This window comes from Algibacillus agarilyticus (assembly GCF_003286125.1).
GTDB lineage: Bacteria > Pseudomonadota > Gammaproteobacteria > Enterobacterales > Alteromonadaceae > Algibacillus > Algibacillus agarilyticus.
This window is the reverse complement of sequence record NZ_QMED01000042.1, coordinates 13,502-31,567: the sequence shown is the minus strand read 5'-3', so window position 1 is coordinate 31,567 and position 18,066 is coordinate 13,502. Positions and strand designations below refer to the sequence as shown.

At 39.3% G+C, this 18,066-nt stretch carries 14 protein-coding genes, 2 tRNA genes and 1 pseudogene; 6 read left to right on the top strand and 11 right to left on the bottom strand.

Going from position 1 to position 18,066, the window contains the following annotated elements; all coding sequences use genetic code 11:
- From DPX34_RS20100 to DPX34_RS20080, 6 genes and pseudogenes are all read left to right on the top strand, one after another.
- A pseudogene (locus DPX34_RS20100) lies at positions 1 to 888 on the top strand (hypothetical protein); the annotation flags it as partial.
- Positions 889 to 962: 74 nt separating this feature from the next.
- Positions 963 to 1,118: a hypothetical protein gene (locus tag DPX34_RS21820; protein WP_157964804.1), complete on the top strand. Its 156-nt coding sequence runs from the start codon at positions 963 to 965 to the stop codon at positions 1,116 to 1,118.
- 704 nt (positions 1,119 to 1,822) lie between these two features.
- Positions 1,823 to 3,808: a GAF domain-containing protein gene (locus DPX34_RS20095; RefSeq protein WP_157964803.1), complete on the top strand. Its 1,986-nt coding sequence runs from the start codon at positions 1,823 to 1,825 to the stop codon at positions 3,806 to 3,808.
- Positions 3,809 to 3,810: 2 nt separating this feature from the next.
- A complete protein-coding gene (locus tag DPX34_RS20090) occupies positions 3,811 to 5,889 on the top strand; it encodes a hypothetical protein (protein ID WP_111980218.1) in 2,079 nt (692 codons plus the stop codon).
- The gene (locus DPX34_RS20085) at positions 5,880 to 6,674 is read left to right on the top strand and encodes an efflux RND transporter periplasmic adaptor subunit (RefSeq protein WP_111980217.1); all 795 of its coding nucleotides are present in this window, start codon (positions 5,880 to 5,882) and stop codon (positions 6,672 to 6,674) included. Before DPX34_RS20090 ends, DPX34_RS20085 begins: the two co-directional genes overlap by 10 nt.
- 6 nt (positions 6,675 to 6,680) lie before the next feature.
- Positions 6,681 to 7,979 carry a TolC family protein gene (locus DPX34_RS20080; protein ID WP_111980216.1) on the top strand — a complete coding sequence of 433 codons (1,299 nt, stop codon included), beginning with the start codon at positions 6,681 to 6,683 and terminating at the stop codon, positions 7,977 to 7,979.
- A 25-nt stretch (positions 7,980 to 8,004) separates the two neighbouring features.
- Here DPX34_RS20080 and gloA read toward each other — a convergent pair whose 3' ends face one another.
- The 11 genes from gloA to DPX34_RS20025 form a co-directional block, all read right to left on the bottom strand.
- The gene (gloA, locus tag DPX34_RS20075; RefSeq protein WP_111980215.1) at positions 8,005 to 8,391 is read right to left on the bottom strand and encodes a lactoylglutathione lyase; all 387 of its coding nucleotides are present in this window, start codon (positions 8,389 to 8,391) and stop codon (positions 8,005 to 8,007) included.
- Positions 8,392 to 8,469: 78 nt separating this feature from the next.
- Positions 8,470 to 9,105 (bottom strand): endonuclease III, encoded by a 636-nt coding sequence (nth, locus tag DPX34_RS20070; protein ID WP_111980214.1) that lies wholly within the window; start codon positions 9,103 to 9,105, stop codon positions 8,470 to 8,472.
- A gap of 151 nt (positions 9,106 to 9,256) precedes the next feature.
- Positions 9,257 to 9,961: an electron transport complex subunit E gene (locus DPX34_RS20065; protein ID WP_111980213.1), complete on the bottom strand. Its 705-nt coding sequence runs from the start codon at positions 9,959 to 9,961 to the stop codon at positions 9,257 to 9,259.
- Positions 9,958 to 10,584, bottom strand: coding sequence for an electron transport complex subunit RsxG (gene rsxG, locus DPX34_RS20060; protein WP_111980212.1), 627 nt, complete (start codon positions 10,582 to 10,584; stop codon positions 9,958 to 9,960). Before rsxG ends, DPX34_RS20065 begins: the two co-directional genes overlap by 4 nt.
- Entirely contained in the window at positions 10,584 to 11,639 is a 1,056-nt protein-coding gene (gene rsxD, locus DPX34_RS20055; protein ID WP_111980211.1) for an electron transport complex subunit RsxD, read from the bottom strand. The genes rsxG and rsxD overlap by 1 nt, the downstream gene beginning before the upstream one ends.
- Positions 11,636 to 14,293: an electron transport complex subunit RsxC gene (rsxC, locus tag DPX34_RS20050; RefSeq protein WP_111980210.1), complete on the bottom strand. Its 2,658-nt coding sequence runs from the start codon at positions 14,291 to 14,293 to the stop codon at positions 11,636 to 11,638. The genes rsxD and rsxC overlap by 4 nt, the downstream gene beginning before the upstream one ends.
- A gap of 18 nt (positions 14,294 to 14,311) precedes the next feature.
- The gene (rsxB, locus tag DPX34_RS20045) at positions 14,312 to 14,857 is read right to left on the bottom strand and encodes an electron transport complex subunit RsxB (protein ID WP_111980209.1); all 546 of its coding nucleotides are present in this window, start codon (positions 14,855 to 14,857) and stop codon (positions 14,312 to 14,314) included.
- Positions 14,854 to 15,438 (bottom strand): electron transport complex subunit RsxA, encoded by a 585-nt coding sequence (rsxA, locus tag DPX34_RS20040; protein WP_111980208.1) that lies wholly within the window; start codon positions 15,436 to 15,438, stop codon positions 14,854 to 14,856. Before rsxA ends, rsxB begins: the two co-directional genes overlap by 4 nt.
- 166 nt (positions 15,439 to 15,604) lie before the next feature.
- Positions 15,605 to 17,458: an EAL domain-containing protein gene (locus tag DPX34_RS20035; RefSeq protein WP_232824821.1), complete on the bottom strand. Its 1,854-nt coding sequence runs from the start codon at positions 17,456 to 17,458 to the stop codon at positions 15,605 to 15,607.
- A gap of 275 nt (positions 17,459 to 17,733) precedes the next feature.
- Positions 17,734 to 17,810: transfer RNA gene (locus DPX34_RS20030), tRNA-Asn, on the bottom strand.
- A gap of 27 nt (positions 17,811 to 17,837) precedes the next feature.
- Positions 17,838 to 17,914 (bottom strand) — tRNA-Asn (locus tag DPX34_RS20025).
- Between the last annotated feature and the right edge of the window lie 152 nt (positions 17,915 to 18,066).

Genomic DNA, 18,066 nt, shown 5'->3' with positions numbered 1-18,066 from the left:
GGTGGATCTTGGGATGATGGTCAAGGTAACTCAAGCGCTTGGCATGCCGATGGCAGCGGTAGTGCGATTTATGTAGATGGCTCTACTGATATGTGGAGTGCTGATGGTTCGTATGAATACACGGGTGCCGATGGTTCACACTATAGCTATGATACTTCAACGGGGGCGAGCAGTTGGGCTGATGGTCAAGGTAATTCAGGCTCATATAATGCTGATGGTTCGGGTTTTGAGACCTATGCCGATGGTTCGAGTTACACGTGGAATGCAGACGGGAGTGGTAGCCAAACTTACCCAGATGGCAGTACCTCAACTTGGCATGCTGATGGTAGTGGAAGTTGGGATGACGGGCAAGGTAATTCAAGTACGTGGAATGCCGATGGTTCGGGTACTTGGACGAGTTCAGACGGCAGTTCAGGTTATTACAACGCTGACGGTTCATGGGGTACAACGTATGCTGATGGTACCAGTGAAGCTTGGGATAGTGAAGGTAACGTTATTTATTATGATGCTGATGGTAATGAAGTTACGTCAGAAGGTGGTACGGGTAGCGAAACAGGAGACGGTAGTACAACCGAAACAGGTGCTGATGGTACCGTCTATCAATATAACGAAGATGGCTCGGGCAGTGCCACATACCCTGATGGTTCGATAGAAACGTGGGATGGTCAAGGTAGTGGATCTTGGGATGATGGTCAAGGCAATACGAGTACTTGGAACGCAGACGGGAGCGGTAGTTATACCAGTGCCGATGGCAGCTTGGGTGCATGGAGTGCTGATGGGTCTAGTGTTTATACACAAGCGGATGGAACAACGTGGGTATACAATTCGGATGGCTCGGGCAGTGTGACTTATCCCGATGGAACTGAAGAGACTTGGCTTGCTCCATAATAACAGGGATCAGGTTAATGCAATTTTTAATTATTTTAAAACTTAAGATATTTTAACTAAAGGGGAATGTAATTATGGCTATAAACGAAGCAATCGCGAATAAAGTAAAGCAAGAAGCAAATGCATCATTGGTTAAAGCAAAAGCACGTGTAGCTCAAGTTAATGCGCATGCTCATGTTTTAAAAGTTAAACAAATGATGAACAAAGCAAAACCAGCGTTAAATATATAACTAAATGACGATACACTCTGTTTTTCAACTCTTTGAATAACAGAGTGTGTGCATGATTGTTAGATTTAAGTAATTGTTGTTATTGAAAATTAGACCACACCCTTTGGGTGGATATTTACTTTGGTAATTTAGTTACTTACCTCTCAAATGTATATTTAAATTAACACCCTATTATTGATCGTTTATCCATGAGTTATATTGCATCGGTATACACTCATCTCAACAAACCGAGAAGCTGTATTTCGGTTGTATTCCGCTTAGATAGACTTGGGTATATATGAGAAATATTGAATTGAAATTGGAAAAATAATAAGTATTACCTAAAATAAAAGAATATCGTTTATAAAATTACTATTAAGGAATTATATAATGACCAGTACTCCGAGAGAGCAAGCAGATAATGAACTTCTAAAAATCAAAGTAGTACAAAACCAGATACAAGCTAAACGACTTAGGTTGTTGGCAAATAAACCAAAACCTAAGTTCAAAAATTAATCAAAAATACTCTAACCACTATAACAATTACTCTATTAGTAAAATAAATTTATAGTGGTTGATTTATTATTATTTTAATAGATTAAGTTAATTAACACTACCCATATTTATTAACTTAATCTATAGATGTTACCAATCTATTTAAGCTCTGTTCAACGCTTCTTTAAATATTATTTCTTATTTCTTATTTCTTAATATTGGAACCTACCTTGGATAACCAACAAATCCAAAAATTATACGCTGAAGTTGAATTATTAAAAAAAGACAATCGGCGCTTAAATATCGCTAATCAGCTAACCCATGAATTTGTGGGAGAAGCAAAAAGTGTGAAACAACTTATTGCCCACGTTTTCGATCGTGTACTTGAAACACTCGATGCTGAAGCGGGTTCATTGTGGCTTGTAGACCCCAAACAAGCGCAAAATATTTGTCACTTGGCTGAAGGTCCCGCTAAAAAAGGCGTTTTAGGTTTACGGTTGCCAAGCGGAAAAGGCGTAGTAGGAGCGGTAATTCAATCTAAACAACCTGAAGTGATTTTAGATTGCTCAAAAGACGCTCGTTTTTCTAAAGAGGTGGATGCACGTACCGGTTTTGTCACGCGTTCAATGATTTGTGTACCTTTAGTTATTGATGACAAAGCGTATGGTGCAATACAAATAGTTAATAAAAAACACGGTGTTGATGGACAATTTGATGAAGAAGATCAAGCGCTTGTGATCCAGTTAGCGATTGGGGCATCTTTGTCGGTTAAAAATGCCCGCTTGCTTGAAATGGAAAGCAGGGTTAAAGAAATGAACGTGTTAATGGAAATTTCTAAAGAAGTGGTTGCGACTTTAGATGTTGACCAAGTGTTGGCTTTGATTGTAAATAAAACAAATGAACTCGTGGATATCACAGGGGGGGCCGTAGCTTTACTCAATGAAAAAAGCCAATCACTTCAATTAATGGTTTTATCTGAACAACGCAAAATAGATCCAAATGATGACATGCAAAACGCATTGATCGGCTTAATGGAACAAGTTAAAAAAAGTAACCGTGTATGTTATGTGCCCGATGTAAAAAAGTACAAACTTAGCTTAAAGGGAGCAAATAATGTATGGGTTGATTATTTAGAAAAAAATAATTTGAACTCAATTTGGGCTATGCCGCTTGAAGATGAAGAAGGTTTATTGGGGGTTGTTATATTTGAAAGCCAACACTCTGGTTTTGCGTTGGGTAGCAAAGCCGATATGTTGCATATTTTGTGTTCTCAAGCTACGGTCGCTTTACGTAATGCGAGTTTGTTTAAAAGTATCCCTTTTAGTGCAGCATTAAGCTCGGTCGCTAAAAAAAATCAGGCCTTAACCGCTGGGGGATGGCGAAAATATGCAATTTTTTCCCTTGTTCTGTTTTGTTTAATCACGGCTTTACATTATTTGCCTTATTTTAGATGGGTGTCCGGACCTGCGATCGTAGAGGCTCGTTTGGGGCAGGGCGTTTTTTTACCTATTGCTGGGCGACTTGCTGCAATCAATGTATTGGAAGGCCAACTCGTCCAAAAAGATCAAACCATTGGTGCGTTAGCGAGCAGTGATTTAAAACTTCAGTTAATCGAAGCAAATGCCCAATTGGCGATTATTGAAAGACAACTTATTGAAGCCCGAGCTAAGTCAGATACGGTTATGCTAAATCAAGCAGCTATTGAGCGTGAAACGTTAAGAGCTAAAGTTATCCAAGCTGAAACATCACTGAATCAAGTCAGTATTAAGGCAACAATCAATGGTATTGTTTTAACGCCAAGACCCAATGAATTAGTCGGCCGTGTATTTAATAAAGGTGATGAAATTATTCGATTAGCAGACCCAGAACATTTATTGGTTATTGTGCATATCCCAGAAATCGACTTGATGGATGTACAAGTCGGCCAAACGGTAAAGGGGGTATTGCGTGCACAACCCGGTGATTACTTTATGGGGAAAGTGAAACATGTTGGGCGACAGTATGACATTCCAAATACCGTTTTAGAATCAGATAGTGAAATGGAAGATGAGACTATTCAAACCGGGTTTATTGCCGAAATTGAAATAACAGACTCTCCTTTTCAGATTAAGCCCGGCATGACAGGCCACGTTATTATTCATGCTGAACAGTCTTCACTTATAACTAAAATTTGGCGTCGAGTGAGTAACTTTTTCGCTTTTCATATTGGTTTTTAACGATGGCGACTATACCGGCAGCATTACGTTCTGAGCTTAAAGTGGGCAAATTAGTCCAAATGGGTGATTTGTCGTATGTGATTAAAGAACCGGATAAACAAGCTTTTTATCATTTTGAAGAAGCGCAATATCAACTCATGTCTTTATTTGATGGGGTCAGAGAGCTTAGTCAATTGGTTGAGCAATTTAATCAAACGTCTGATGAGTATGAATTCGATTTAGATGCGGCTACTGACTTATATGAGTCTTGTCGAAATTTTCAATTACTTAAAAGAACTCGTAAAGAAAACAATGCCGCTTTATTAGAAAAAATTCGCGAAGATAGAAAAAAGAAAATGCTCCAAGGGCAAGGCAGTTTATTGTATTTGCGTTTTCAGCTGGTTGACCCAAACGCATATTTTGATCGCATAATAGATAAAATTCGCTTTTTGTGGCACCCAAAAGCGATAAAACTGCAAATATGTTTGGTCGTTATCGCTTTTATATTGGTTTTGTTTCAAGGTGAACGCTTTTTTAATGATTTTAATCGAGTTTATTTACAAGCTCACGAATCCAGTTTTGGTATTTTATCAATATGGTTAATTGCGCTTGGGGCTATCGCTATTCACGAATGTGGGCATGGTTTAACCTGTAAATATTATGGTGGTGATGTACATGAAATGGGTTTTTTGCTGCTTGCGTTTCAGCCTTGTCTTTATTGTAACGTGAATGATGCTTGGTTATTTGAAAGCAAATGGCAAAAAATAAATGTCGCTTTAGCCGGTGTATGGGTCGAAATGCAATTGGCCGCATTAAGTGCTTTTGTATGGCTGCTGGTTGATGTATCAAACCCAATTGGTTTTATTGCTTTTGTTCTATTAACGATTGGCACTGCAACATCATTAGTGGTTAATTTAAACCCATTATTAAAATTCGATGGCTATTATATTTTAACTGATTTATTAGAAATTCAAAATTTACGACAGAACGCGATGGCTTGGTTATCGTATTCACTTAAAACACGTATTCTGCGTATGCCAGTAGATAAACCCTTTTCGCCAACAGAGCGAGAGAAAAGTATATACCTTATTTATGCGAGTTTAGTGACTGTATACATGATCGCAATGCTGAGTTTTATTGCACTTGTTGGTTATGGTTTTGTATCGGCTCAGTTAGGATTTATTGCAAACGTTATTTTTATTTACCTTGTTTTTTTATTTGTCAAAAAGATCACTGGCGACTGGGGAGAAACGTTGAAATTATTTTTTTATAACCTGGCTTGGCGTTCAAACAGGCGTCAACAAGTAACGGGTCTAAGTGCTTTTATTTTATTGCTAATAATCATTATTTGGCAGCCGAGTATTCGAATTCATTCAACGGGGACGGTTGAAGCACCAACCGAAATTATTCATGCACCCGAAAATGGCTTTATTACTTACGTTGGGTTTAATGCGCAGCGTGAAGTCATAAATGAACAACAAGCGCCCTTTATCATCATGTCGTCTAGCGATCTGGATTTTACTCATATTGAACTAGCAAGTTCAAAAAATATTTTACAAATTCAACAACAAGAAGCTTCGGCTAATTTAAATGTTTACGAGCGACAAAAATTAGCCATCGAAAGTACACTTTTACAAGAAAAAATTTGGGCAGCCAATACGCAAAATACGCGGCTATCAATACACCGACCTCGTGGCCAATGGGTGGTTGATGATATGCCTCCTCAGGCTTATCTTGGCCGTTATTATAATGTAGGGGAACCTATTTTAAAATTGGTTGCAAAACAATCGCGCTTTATTGATGTAATCGTTGATCAGCGCGATGTCAATTTATTAAACGTTGGCCATGTCGGCCGCATTCAATTACCTATGGCCGAAACTGGTGTATATAATGCTAAGGTATTATCAATTGCCCCTGTGGGACGTTTAGCGGGGGTTGAGCAAAGCTTTGTGGTTAGGATGGGTATTGATGATACCCCAGACCTCGCGATACCGCGGCTAGGGTTGCAAGGAAAAGTCATTATTTTGGGGCAACCACTGCCAGTATGGCAACACCTATTGCATTCAGTGCGTAAAATATTAAGAGCAGATTTATGGTTATAAAAATAATGACTTACACCAGCCTTGTTTCACTTCTCATGATGTTTTGCTTTACCGCACATGGGCAAAATAAACTAACACCTGTTCATTTGCAAGGTGTTGTAATGCCATCGCAGAAAACTAAATTATCCTTTGTTGAATCCGGTCTGATCAGTCAAATCATTGCCAATGGCTCGGTTGTTAATAAGGGCGAAATGATTGCATTATTAGATACCAGCAAAGCGAAAATTGAGTTAGCAAAAAGCCAAGCTCAAGTGCGTTCGGCCGCCTCTCAATTTGAATCTGCAAAACATGATCGAGATAAATCAGCTCGCTTAGTGAATGACAAAGTTTTATCTGATATCGCGATGACAGAAGCCGAATTTTCTGTTTCAGTTGCTAAAGAGAATTTACTGATAGCCCAAGCGCAACTTGAATTAGTAAAACAACAATTAGCTAATTGTACTATTTCAGCTCCATATACCGGGGCCATTATTGTCAAAAATTTTAATCAAGGTGAATGGGTTAATGCGGGAGATCCAATTATAGAGTTGGTCAACCTTGAACAGTTGAGTTTGTCGATAGATATTCCACCTGAAACTCGATTCAACTTGCAATTAGGCACTCAAACTCGTGTGTATATACAAGATCAATGGGTCGGGGTGGCAACGGTTAAAACCATTTTTCCAACAGTGGAACCTACGAGTGGTTTACTGCGGGTTGTATGGCACATTAAAGCAATTGACGATCATCTATTGTCAGGCCGTTATGTGTCACTAGACGATTGGACAAGCACAAAAGGTTTATAGTTATTTATGCAAAATAAATATCGGCTAATGACTTTATTGAACAAACGTTTTATAACGGCCGTCTCGTTTATGTGTTTAATTACGCCAAATGAGGTCATGGCTGAATCTATTACTTTTGCTCAATTGGTCGAAAAATCTTTTGAGCAAAACCTCGGGATTAAAATAAAACAACAACAAAAAATTGTCGAACTTGAAACTGAATCTGCAACGTTCCGTAAACTGTTTCCGTCTTTTAGAATAACCTCTTCACGTAATGAAGTTTTGCATAACTCAAATGATGCAGAACGAGAAATTAGCTTTTATTCAACTAATTTTGAATTGAGTCAGCCATTGTATCAACCTGCATTACTGGCTAATTGGCGCAAATCTTCTTTGAACAAGTTGCATGCTAATTGGGACCACAAAGGTCAAATACAATCCTTATTTTTTCAATTAAAAGAGGCATGGTTTACATTCCTAACTAATCAAATACTTTATGCTGAATCGCAAGAAGCACTTATTCGATTAGAACAGCATAAAAAAAATGCAGAAGCCTTTTATAAAAGCGGTAAAATTTGGCGTAACGATTTATTACAAGCCAGCGTAAGGGTGAGTCGTGGTGAGCAGGATGTATTTGCCGCGGCTAATCGTTTGGCGTTAAGCAAAGCGACAATTAATTTGTTACTTAATCAGCCAATTGATGATGAAATAAACCCTGTTGGTTCTTTACAAAAAGTTGAGTTTGCAAAAACACTTTCGCAATTGCAAACAAAAGCGATTAATAATCGATTTGAATTAAAACAAAATAAAATAGCAATCGAACTTGCTCAAGAAGATGCCGTGATTGTGCGGTCTAAATACAAGCCAAGTGTTGATTTAACATTATCTAGTGGTATTCGCGCTTCGGATGCAGATTATAGTGATTCGATTACTGAAAACTCGATAGCGATTAACTTAAGTTGGAATTATGGGCAGTGGGGACAAACCGCACGAGAAATTGATGCTGCCGATGCACGATTAACGGTTAAACAACTTGAATTAGCGCAACAAAAATCGCTTATTGAGTTTGAGGTTAAAAGCGCGTTTTTGTCGGTTAAAGAAAGTGAATACAGTTTGAAAGTCTCGGTAGAAGCATTAAAACAGGCTGAAGAGAATTACCGTGTGAGTCAAATTCGATATCAGGAGCAATTAGGCAGTGCAAGTGATGTGCTCGACGCGCAAGACTTATTAACGCAAACCGTCACTAACCGGATTGTTTCGCTTAATGCTTATTTGACATCCATTGCCAAATTATCGCTAGTGGTAGGCGATAGCATTAAGCTGTAGTGATAAACCAAACTTATTTAATTTTTTAAGTGTGTTTTTGGATTAATTCAATTGCGTACCCATCTGGATCTTTAACAAACGCAATTTCAGTTGTACCGCCTTTTACCGGCCCTGGTTCTCGGCTAACTAATCCGCCTTTTGCTTTTATTTGTTCACATGCAGCATAAATATCGGTGGCTTCAATCGCTAAATGACCAAATGCATTGCCATGATCATAACGTTCAACGCCCCAATTGTACGTAAGTTCAATAACGGTATTAGCGGATTCATCACCGTAACCTAAAAAGGCGAGGGTATATTTATATTCTGTATTTTCACTTTGGCGTAATAGTGTCATGCCTAAAATGTCACAGTAAAAATCAATTGATTGTTGCAAGTTACCCACACGTAACATGGTATGTAATAAACGCATTTTTTATCCTTAAATTATCCAGAATTGTATGAACAAGGTTGTTGTAAATTTGTTTCTATGGTTCGTATTAAATTCAATCTAAATTTCTATTTTATCTTTGTATTCACATAAATCTTCAATAATACATGAACCACAGCGTGGTTTGCGGGCTATGCAAGTGTAACGACCGTGTAGTATTAACCAGTGATGTACATCAACTTTGAATTCAGCGGGTACAACTTTAAGTAGCTTTTGCTCTACCTCGACTACATTTTTACCCATAGCAAACTTGGTGCGGTTTGATACACGATCGATGTGGGTGTCTACCGCTATGGTTGGCCAGCCAAATGCGGTGTTAAGAACAACGTTAGCGGTTTTTCTACCAACACCGGGCAAGGCTTCAAGCGCGGCTCTATCTTCTGGTACTTCAGCGTTATGTAAGTCGATTAACATTTTGCAGGTTTTTATTGTATTTTCAGCTTTTGAATTATAAAGACCGATGGTTTTTATATACTCTTTTAAGCCATCTACCCCTAATGCAAGAATTGTTTCGGGGGTGTTAGCCACCGGGTAAAGTTTTCGTGTCGCTTTATTTACACTGACATCGGTTGCTTGGGCAGAGAGTAAAACCGCAATTAATAATTCAAATGGCGATGAAAATTCAAGCTCGGTCGTTGGGTTTGGGTTGTTATCGCGCAAGCGAGTTAATATCTCGAGACGTTTTTGTTTATTCATTACAATTATCTATTTTATGTGTGAAAGAAAGCCAATAAAAGAGGTTTAATTTAACTTCAGCTTATCGACCTGTATTAATCACACTCAATTTACTTAGGTTGCACTATTGTAGGTTGCGCTATTTTAGCTTGTACAATTACAAGTTTAATTTTTAGGTAATGTTGTCTGCTGTTACTCTAGCGCGTTCAGTTGTTTTGGCTTTTTTCTCACCCACTACGAGTGCTTCTATTCGTTTATCAAATTTATTTTTTACCGCAATTAACAAGCCTAAAGCGATAAAAGCCCCAGGAGGTAAAATAGCAATTAGAAACGTTTCGTTGGTTTCAAATAAGGTTATTTGCCAATGGGTCGCCATTGAACCAAATAATAAATGCGCGCCGCTAAATAAAGTTCCGTTGCCTAGTACTTCGCGCACAATACCTAAAGCAACCAGTATTAATAAAAAGCCGAGTCCCATCATTAAGCCATCCCAAGCGGCGAGTTTGACATTGTTTTTTGAAGCAAACGCTTCTGCTCGACCAATAATGGCGCAATTAGTGACAATAAGTGGGATAAATATGCCTAATGTCTGATAAAGGGCATAGGTGTATGCATTCATTAATAACTGGATAACGGTAACTAAACCCGCGATGATCATAACAAAAACGGGGATACGTATTTCATTGGGAACCCAGTTACGCACTAATGACACAGTAATATTTGAACCGAGTAAGACAAACAGAGTTGCCAGCCCTAAACCCAACCCATTAATGGTGGTATTCGATACCGCTAATAGCGGACAAAGGCCAAGCATTTGCACTAGCGCCGGGTTGTTTTTCCATAAGCCTTGCCAGCTTATTTCTTGTAATGGACTCATGCCTTGTCTCCGCAATTTATGGCTTGATTGTAGAGGTCTTTTTTATTTAGTTCATACCAAGTTAGTGTACGTTTAACGCTTTTAACTACCGCTCTAGGGGATATCGTCGCACCGGTAAATTGATCAAACATGCCGCCATCTTTTTTGACTTTCCAGTTTGGGTCATCATCCGCTTTTAGGCTTTTGCCATTAAAAGACGTGATCCAGTCTGATTTCTCTATTTCTATTTTGTCGCCTAAGCCTGGTGTTTCAGTGTGTTTAATGGTTCTAGTACCTAAAACACGGCCATTAAAATCGATAGCAACGAGTAAATCTATTCGACCACTATAGCCGTCAGGGGCAATCGCTTCGATTGCTAAAGCGATATTTTCATTTGTGTCATTTCGCGCTCTAAACACTTTAATAGGGTTATTGAATTGATCGGTAGTAATAATGCAATCTTGCGTTAAGTTGTTTGAATAAAGTGTGTTAGGAATTATCGCATTTAAGTTAGCTAATGTGGCTAGCTCTTGCTGTTTCGCAATTTCTGGCGCTGTTAATTGGTGTGTAATGGTTACAACAAAAGTGGTTGCTAATGCAAATAGACCTAAAATAAGGCTGGATTTTGAAACGATTGAATTCATTATTTATCCCCGTGACCAAATACTTTAGGTTGCGTGTAATAGTCAATCAGTGGCACTGTCATATTGGCAAGCAATACTGCAAACGCGACGGCATCTGGGTAGCCGCCAAATTGCCTGATAATAAACACGAGAAAACCAATTAACGCGCCGTAAATTAATCGGCCTTTATTTGTTGTCGCCGCTGACACCGGATCGGTTAAGATAAAGAAAGCAGCAAAACAGGTGGCACCAGAAGTTAAATGTAATAACATTGAGCCTGTGCCATCGGCATTAACGGCCTGAGTCACCAGTGTTAAAAAACCAAGCGTTCCGATAAAACTAACCGGAATTTGCCATTTAATAATTCGTTTTTTAAGTAGGTAGAGCCCACCAACTAAATAAGCTAAGCTGACATAAAACCAACCTTTACCTATACCATTATCAAAGATAGGTAAACTTAATGTTTCATTATAAGTATAACCGGCTAATAAATTAGTTTTGATTGCGTCGAGTGGTGTTGCCATTGTTAACCCATCAATACCCGATCTAAGTTGTTCTAATGAATAACCTTGTGAAGTATAGCCCGTTAATATCGTACTTAATGTGTCGTAAAAATTGAGGTCTATAACCATTAAACTTGAAGCCGGCAACCAACTTGTCATTGATAATGGAAATGAGACAAGGAGTAATACATAAGCTGCCATTGCCGGGTTAAATATATTTTGCCCTAAACCCCCATAAGCTTGTTTGACAAGTGCGATAGCGAATAAAGTGCCTATTGCACCAATCCACCAAGGGGCTAAAGGCGGTATGCTAACGGCTAATAATAAACCGGTTAATAGGGCACTATTGTCGGTTAGGCTACGTTTAATGGGTTTGTTACGCCATTTTAAACAGGCATATTCGGTAAATAATGCCACACTCATGCAAATCGCGAGTTGTATAAAAACACCAAAACCGAAAAAATAAGCCTGGGTTAATATGCCGGGAATACAGGCGCTCATTACGGTTAACATGACAAACGCTGTTTTGTTATTTTTTCGGGTATGTGGTGAGCTGGCTAGTTTAAAACTCATGATTTTTGTCTTTTAGCCTTTGCTTTAGCGAGTGCCGCTTTAACCTTTGCCGCTTTCACTTGATTAGCATTTTCATCTTCGCTATTCCCACTTTCGCTATCGAGGCTGCTTGCTGTTGTGGTATTCGTTATGCTGCTACTGCCTGTTTCACCACCGTGAGCAAGCTGATTTGCTTGGTCACGACGTGCTTTAGCGCGTTCTATTGCCGCTTTAGCTCTTGATTTGGCTTCTGCGTCGAATTGAATATTCGCTTCGGCTTTTGCATTTTCTGGTTGTGTGACAGAGGCTTGCTCTGCCATTTTTTGTTGTCGTTTAGCTTTAGCACGTGCAATGGCGGCTTGCGCTTTTGATTTGATAGGGTCGATCTCTAATTCTGTTTGATACATTGCTTCACTAATTTCTGTTGGTTCGTTTGTTGTCGATGTCTGGAGATGCTCGTCAACTTGTTCATCTGTTTGATCCGCTGCTGTTTTAGGTTCAAGTGTCGTTTTATCGCTTTCAGCACTAGAATGAGCAGCGGGTTTTGATTCTTCAGCTAATTTGGCTGCTTTTTTTGCTTTAGCACGCGCGATCGCGGCTTGCGCTTTTAATTTAATGGGTGAAACGGTAGACGCTATTTCGTCATTATTTGAGTCGATAGTTGAATCATGAGTTAACGTTGCCGCACGTTGATTTTCTGGTTTTGGCTCTGCTTCTTTTTGAGAGGCAGAGTCAGAAGCAGAGGCCTTTTGACTATTAGTCGCAGTCGCATCTGCATTTTTTAACTTGGCTTCACGTTTGGCTTTAGCGCGGGCAATAGCGGCTTGCGCTTTTGATTTAATTGGGTCTGCTTCTACCGGCTCATTAGGAGAATGATCCAAATCACTCTCTACTTTATGCGAGGGTGGGGCGGTGGTATTTTGTTCTTCGGTACTTGCGTTATTGTTTAATTTGGCTTCACGTTTAGCTTTAGCGCGGGCAATGGCTTCTTGAGCCTTATTTTTAATCGGGCTATTCGATTGGCTTATATTACTTTCGACTGCATTCTTTTCTACGGCGCTATTTTCTAGGGTAGTATTTTCTAAAGTATTAGGCTCTGCATTCTGATCTGTTTTCGTTATATCATTTGTACTATTTTTTTGTGCTTTTTTCGCTTTTGCACGTGCCATTGCCGCGGCTATTTTGTCTTGTGCGCTTTGATCTGTGTTAAGCGACTGCTTGCGAAGTTCGGCCGAACGTTTATGTTTGTCTAAGCGTTCTTGTTTATCGCGTTCTAAACGTGCATTACGGGTTTCAAAACGTTCTTTCGCTTTTTCTGCTTTTATTTTTTCTTCGTTGGCTTCGCGAATTTCGGCTTTAGTTTGACGGTAATATTGTACTAATGGAATATCACTTGGGCAAACAAAGGCACAAGCGCCACATTCTATACAATCAAATAAATTATAAGCCTGAGCTTTGTCGTGTTCTTTGGCTTTGCTGTGCCAATAAAGTTGCTGAGGTAATAAGCTAGCGGGGCAAGCATCGGCACATTCACCACATCGAATGCAAGCTTGCTCGGGGGGCGCATCAGGCAATTCTTGTTGTGTGGGTATTAACAAGCAGTTCGTTATTTTGGTTACCGGCACTTGCTTATTGAGTACAGTGAAGCCCATCATCGGCCCGCCCATTATCACACGCTCATTGTGTTGGTTGTCGTGTTTAACGTGATTTAACACATGCGCTATGGGGGTCCCTATTGGCAGCCTATAATTACCAGCCGTTTCTATATTTTCGCCGGTTACGGTAACAACACGATCAATTAATGGTTCCCCTAGGTAAATTGCCTTATAGATGGCATATACCGTGCCGACATTTTGACTAACAACGCCAATGTCCGCTGATATTTTACCTTTTGGCACTTCCATATTGGTGATGACTTGAATGATTTGTTTTTCACCACCCGCAGGGTATTTGGTGGGTAAAACTCTAACAACAAAGTTGGCTTTACCCGCACAAGCGGCTTCCATTGCGTTTATGGCTTCAGGTTTATTGTCTTCAATCGCAATAACGACTAACTTTGGCTCTAATATATAAGCGAGTACTTCAATACCGTGAATGACTTCATCTGCATGTTCGCGCATAACGCGATCATCTGAAGTAATATATGGTTCACATTCAACACCATTGATTAATAATATTTCGCAGGGCTGATTAGGTGTTTGTTTAACATGCGTAGGGAAGGCTGCACCGCCTAAACCTGCTACACCTGCTGCTTGAATAAAACCGATAACATCAGATTTAGGCAGTGTTCTAAAATGAATTTTGGGGCTGATTTCACACCATTCATCGAGACCATCGGCGATGATTTGAATAGAAAGTGCGGGTATGCCTGAAGGGTGAGCAGAAACATGTGGCTCTATTTTACCAATCGTGCCGGAAGTCGGGGCATGCACCGGTACCGACATTTTATCGTTAAAGGCCGTTAACGCTTGGCCTTTTTTAACCTTGTCACCTGATGCCACTAAAATGTGATTAACGGCACCGATGTGCTGTTTAACCGGAACCCAATAATGTTCAGCTAATGGCAGTAAACTAATTTCGGTTTGATTAGATAGTTTTTTTCGTTGCGGTGGGTGCACACCACCTGGGAAATCCCAAAGTACACCCGCTTTAATTTTTTCTAATAATGATTCCACGAATAATCTCTATCTAATTTAAGAAATTTGTTTTATTTCTATGTTTTGTAATTGCCATTTCCATGTCTCTGGTTTGCCTTTTACTGGCAGCATATCAATGCAATCAACAGGGCAAGGTTCAACACATAAATCACACCCCGTACATTCATCAATAATCACGGTATGCATCACTTTAGAAGCCCCTACAATGGCATCTACGGGGCACGCTTGGATACATTTAGTGCAACCGATACATTCATCTTCGCGGATGTAAGCGACTTTTTTTATATTATCGCCACCGTCTAGTGGTTTTACTTCGCGACCGGTTAAATCTGCTATTTTCTGGATCGTTGCTTCGCCACCCGGCGGGCATTTATTTATTTCATCACCATCTGCTACCGCTTGTGCATAAGGTTTGCAACCAGGATAGCCACACTGACCACATTGTGTTTGTGGCAAAACGCTGTCTATCTGTTCGACAATAGGATCGGATTCAACTTTAAATCGGATTGAGGAATAGCCAAGAACTAAACCAAAAATAACGGCTAAAGTGCCTAGCGCGATCAATGAATATAATAAAATCATGATACTTTAACCAACCCTGTGAATCCCATAAAGGCGAGTGACATTAAGCCAGCCGTGATCATTGCAATTGCCGAACCTTTAAACACTTGAGGGGTGTCGGCTGCAGCTAAACGTTCGCGCATAGCCGAAAATAAAATAAGAACGAGCGAAAAGCCAACCGCCGCCGAAAAGCCATACACGATGGACTCAATTGCGTTATGGTTTTCATTTACATTAAGTAAGGCAACCCCTAAAACGGCACAGTTTGTGGTTATTAAAGGTAAAAATATACCTAACAAACGATATAGCGTGGGATTCGTTTTATGTAAAACCATTTCAGTAAATTGCACCACAACCGCAATAATTAAGATGAAGGTGAGGGTGCGTAAAAATTCAATATCTAGCGGCTGTAATAAATACGTATTAACCAGATAGCTGGTAAAAGAAGCGAGGGTTAATACAAATGTGGTGGCCATCGACATACCAATAGCGGTTTCGATACGGCTTGATACACCCATAAATGGGCATAATCCTAAAAATTTTACTAATACAAAGTTATTAACCAAAATAGTGGCTATTAACAGTAATACGTAATCAGTCATATTAACCTTGTATGCTTGCGTGTTTGAAAACGCGTATTATCCGCATTTATGCCTTATTAAACAACTTATCCTTGTTGTGGGATTAAGTTTTTAAGTTAATAAAACAAAAAAGCCAGCATTAAGCTGGCTTTTTAAGCGTTTTTATCAGTTTAAAGTGGGTACGTTGTTAAAACTCAACCGGTTTACCGATGAAGTAACCCTGCGTGCCATCAACAAATACTTGCTCTAAACAATGTTTCTCTTCTTGGGTTTCAACGCTTTCACACAACACGTTTACGCCTAATCTATGTGCTAAATCAACAATAACGCGCAAGAAGTACTGATTGCTCTTATCTTCATCAATGCCGCGGCTATAACTGCCATCCATTTTGATAAAGTCGGGTTTAAGTTCACGGAAAAATTTAAACGATGTCATGCCCATACCAAATCGCTCAACAGTTACACGTGCGCCAGTACGATGAACCATATCTAAGAAACGTTTAGACGCGGCCATGTTTTGTTGCATGCCAAATTCGGTAACTTCAAACACTAATTTAGAAGCGACAGCTGGATCTCGTAATAAACGACGTTCTAACCAAATGGCAAATTGTTCATCATGTGCTGATTTGGCGGTTACATTTAAACCAAAGTATTGTGTTTGCAAACCACGTTCGAGTATTTGTTTCATCGTTTGTTCAACAATCATTTTGTCGACAAAGATGATCTTGTCCATTTTTTCAGCCATTGCAACAAACGAGGCTGTGGGTAAAACTTGACCATCTGCATTAGCAAAACGTGCTAACACTTCATTATAAACTTTTGAATTTTTGTTAGTGGGTTGAATCGGCTGATAATACAAAATAGCACGTGCATTTTTAACTACGTCGTCAATCACTTCACGCCAGTTCTGGTTACCATATTTAGCACTGACATTTTCAAGCACTGATGTGTCTGTTTGCATATGCCATGCATTTGGATACTTCGTTTGTGAAATGCTGATGCCCGTGTCCGATAATGCAAGCAACTCACCTAAGGGTCTACCTGATTCATAGCTAACTAAACCACTATAAGCAACCGCTTCTAACTCTAATGATTTCTGTAACTCACCTAAACGACCTTGCAAGTTCGTTGCATAATTTTCAGATTCTTTAGCGGTTACATTCGGTAACACGACGGCAAAGTCAGAGCCGTTTAAGCGATATATTTCGGCTGCATCATAAGTATTAGCGACTCGGGTGATGATTTGTGCTAACTCAGCAACATACGCGTCACCGGCTTGATAACCTCTGTTTTGATTGATGTGATTAAGCTCAGAAGCACGGGTAACGGCTAAAACACCAAAGTCTAAATTTTCAAGGTTATTGAGCTTGTCTTCAAAGTACTCAACAAATGAAATTCGATTTTTCAAGCCCGTAAGCTCATCACGAGTAGCTTCCGTTCTGAAATTTTCTGCTGATTCTCGCCATTCCTTAATTTTAGTTTCGTAATTAATATGCAATGTTTCAAGTGATTCAGCTAAGGGTAAAAAATCATCCGGTAAATCATCCCATGCAATAGAGTCATCACTTTCAGTGAATTCGTTAATCACACCTGAAATATTGGCAATTGAGCGGCGCACCACACGTTGAATGAGTTGACGTAATGAAATAATAAGTAAGCTAAGTACGACAAAAAGTACAAGCAGGGAAGAGTAAAAAAAAGTATCAAATAATGCGAGTTCGTCAGTAAAGCGTAATTGAAATTGCAAACCTAAATTATGTGTTTGGCTAACTACTTTTTTAGGTTGTGGCATCATCCCAAAAGAATTGAGAACAAGGTACCCCAAAGACTCATCCGTATTTTGATCTTCATACTTATATAGAGAAGGGCCGTTGTATTCACTTAAGTTAAGGGCTTGATAGGCAAAAGCGCTTTTAAGATCTTTTGCTAATACCTTGGCATCTACAGCGTTGTAAGAGTCGACAAGGCGGCTTAAGGTTGTTGTGTGTTTATCTTGTTGTGAAATTATATATTGCGATAAGATAGCACTGTAAGTCAGCATTAAACTTATTATCAATATTAGAAACGTGATTAGATTTCTGACTAAGAGTCGTCTAAAAATACTCATTCCCTTTTAAGCTCCTATTAATTACCCTTATTCTGGGTAGAGTCTTATTTATAAACTAATTGAATAGTGGCATATAAATTTTTTACCGATAAAAGTATATTATCAGCAAAATAGGAAATAACGAAGCAAAAAGGTAAAGGATTTAAATTAGATTATTTAAGTTATGATATTGTTTTATGAGGGATTTAAAGATATTAAGATGGGTTAGATGGCTCCCCCTCCCCGACTCGAACGGGGGACCTGCGGATTAACAGTCCGTCGCTCTAACCAACTGAGCTAAGGGGGAATATCTAATTTTGGCGTTGTACGTGATTGGCTCCCCCTCCCCGACTCGAACGGGGGACCTGCGGATTAACAGTCCGTCGCTCTAACCAACTGAGCTAAGGGGGAACATGTATCTCGTCAACGGGGCGCATATTAATCATGTCATAAGTAACTGTCAACTAAGTTTATTAATATTTTTATAAAAAAAGTTTGTTTGCATGTTTAATAATCAAAACTTGATTAGAGAATATCATTGCCAATGTTGTTCGTTGGTTTTT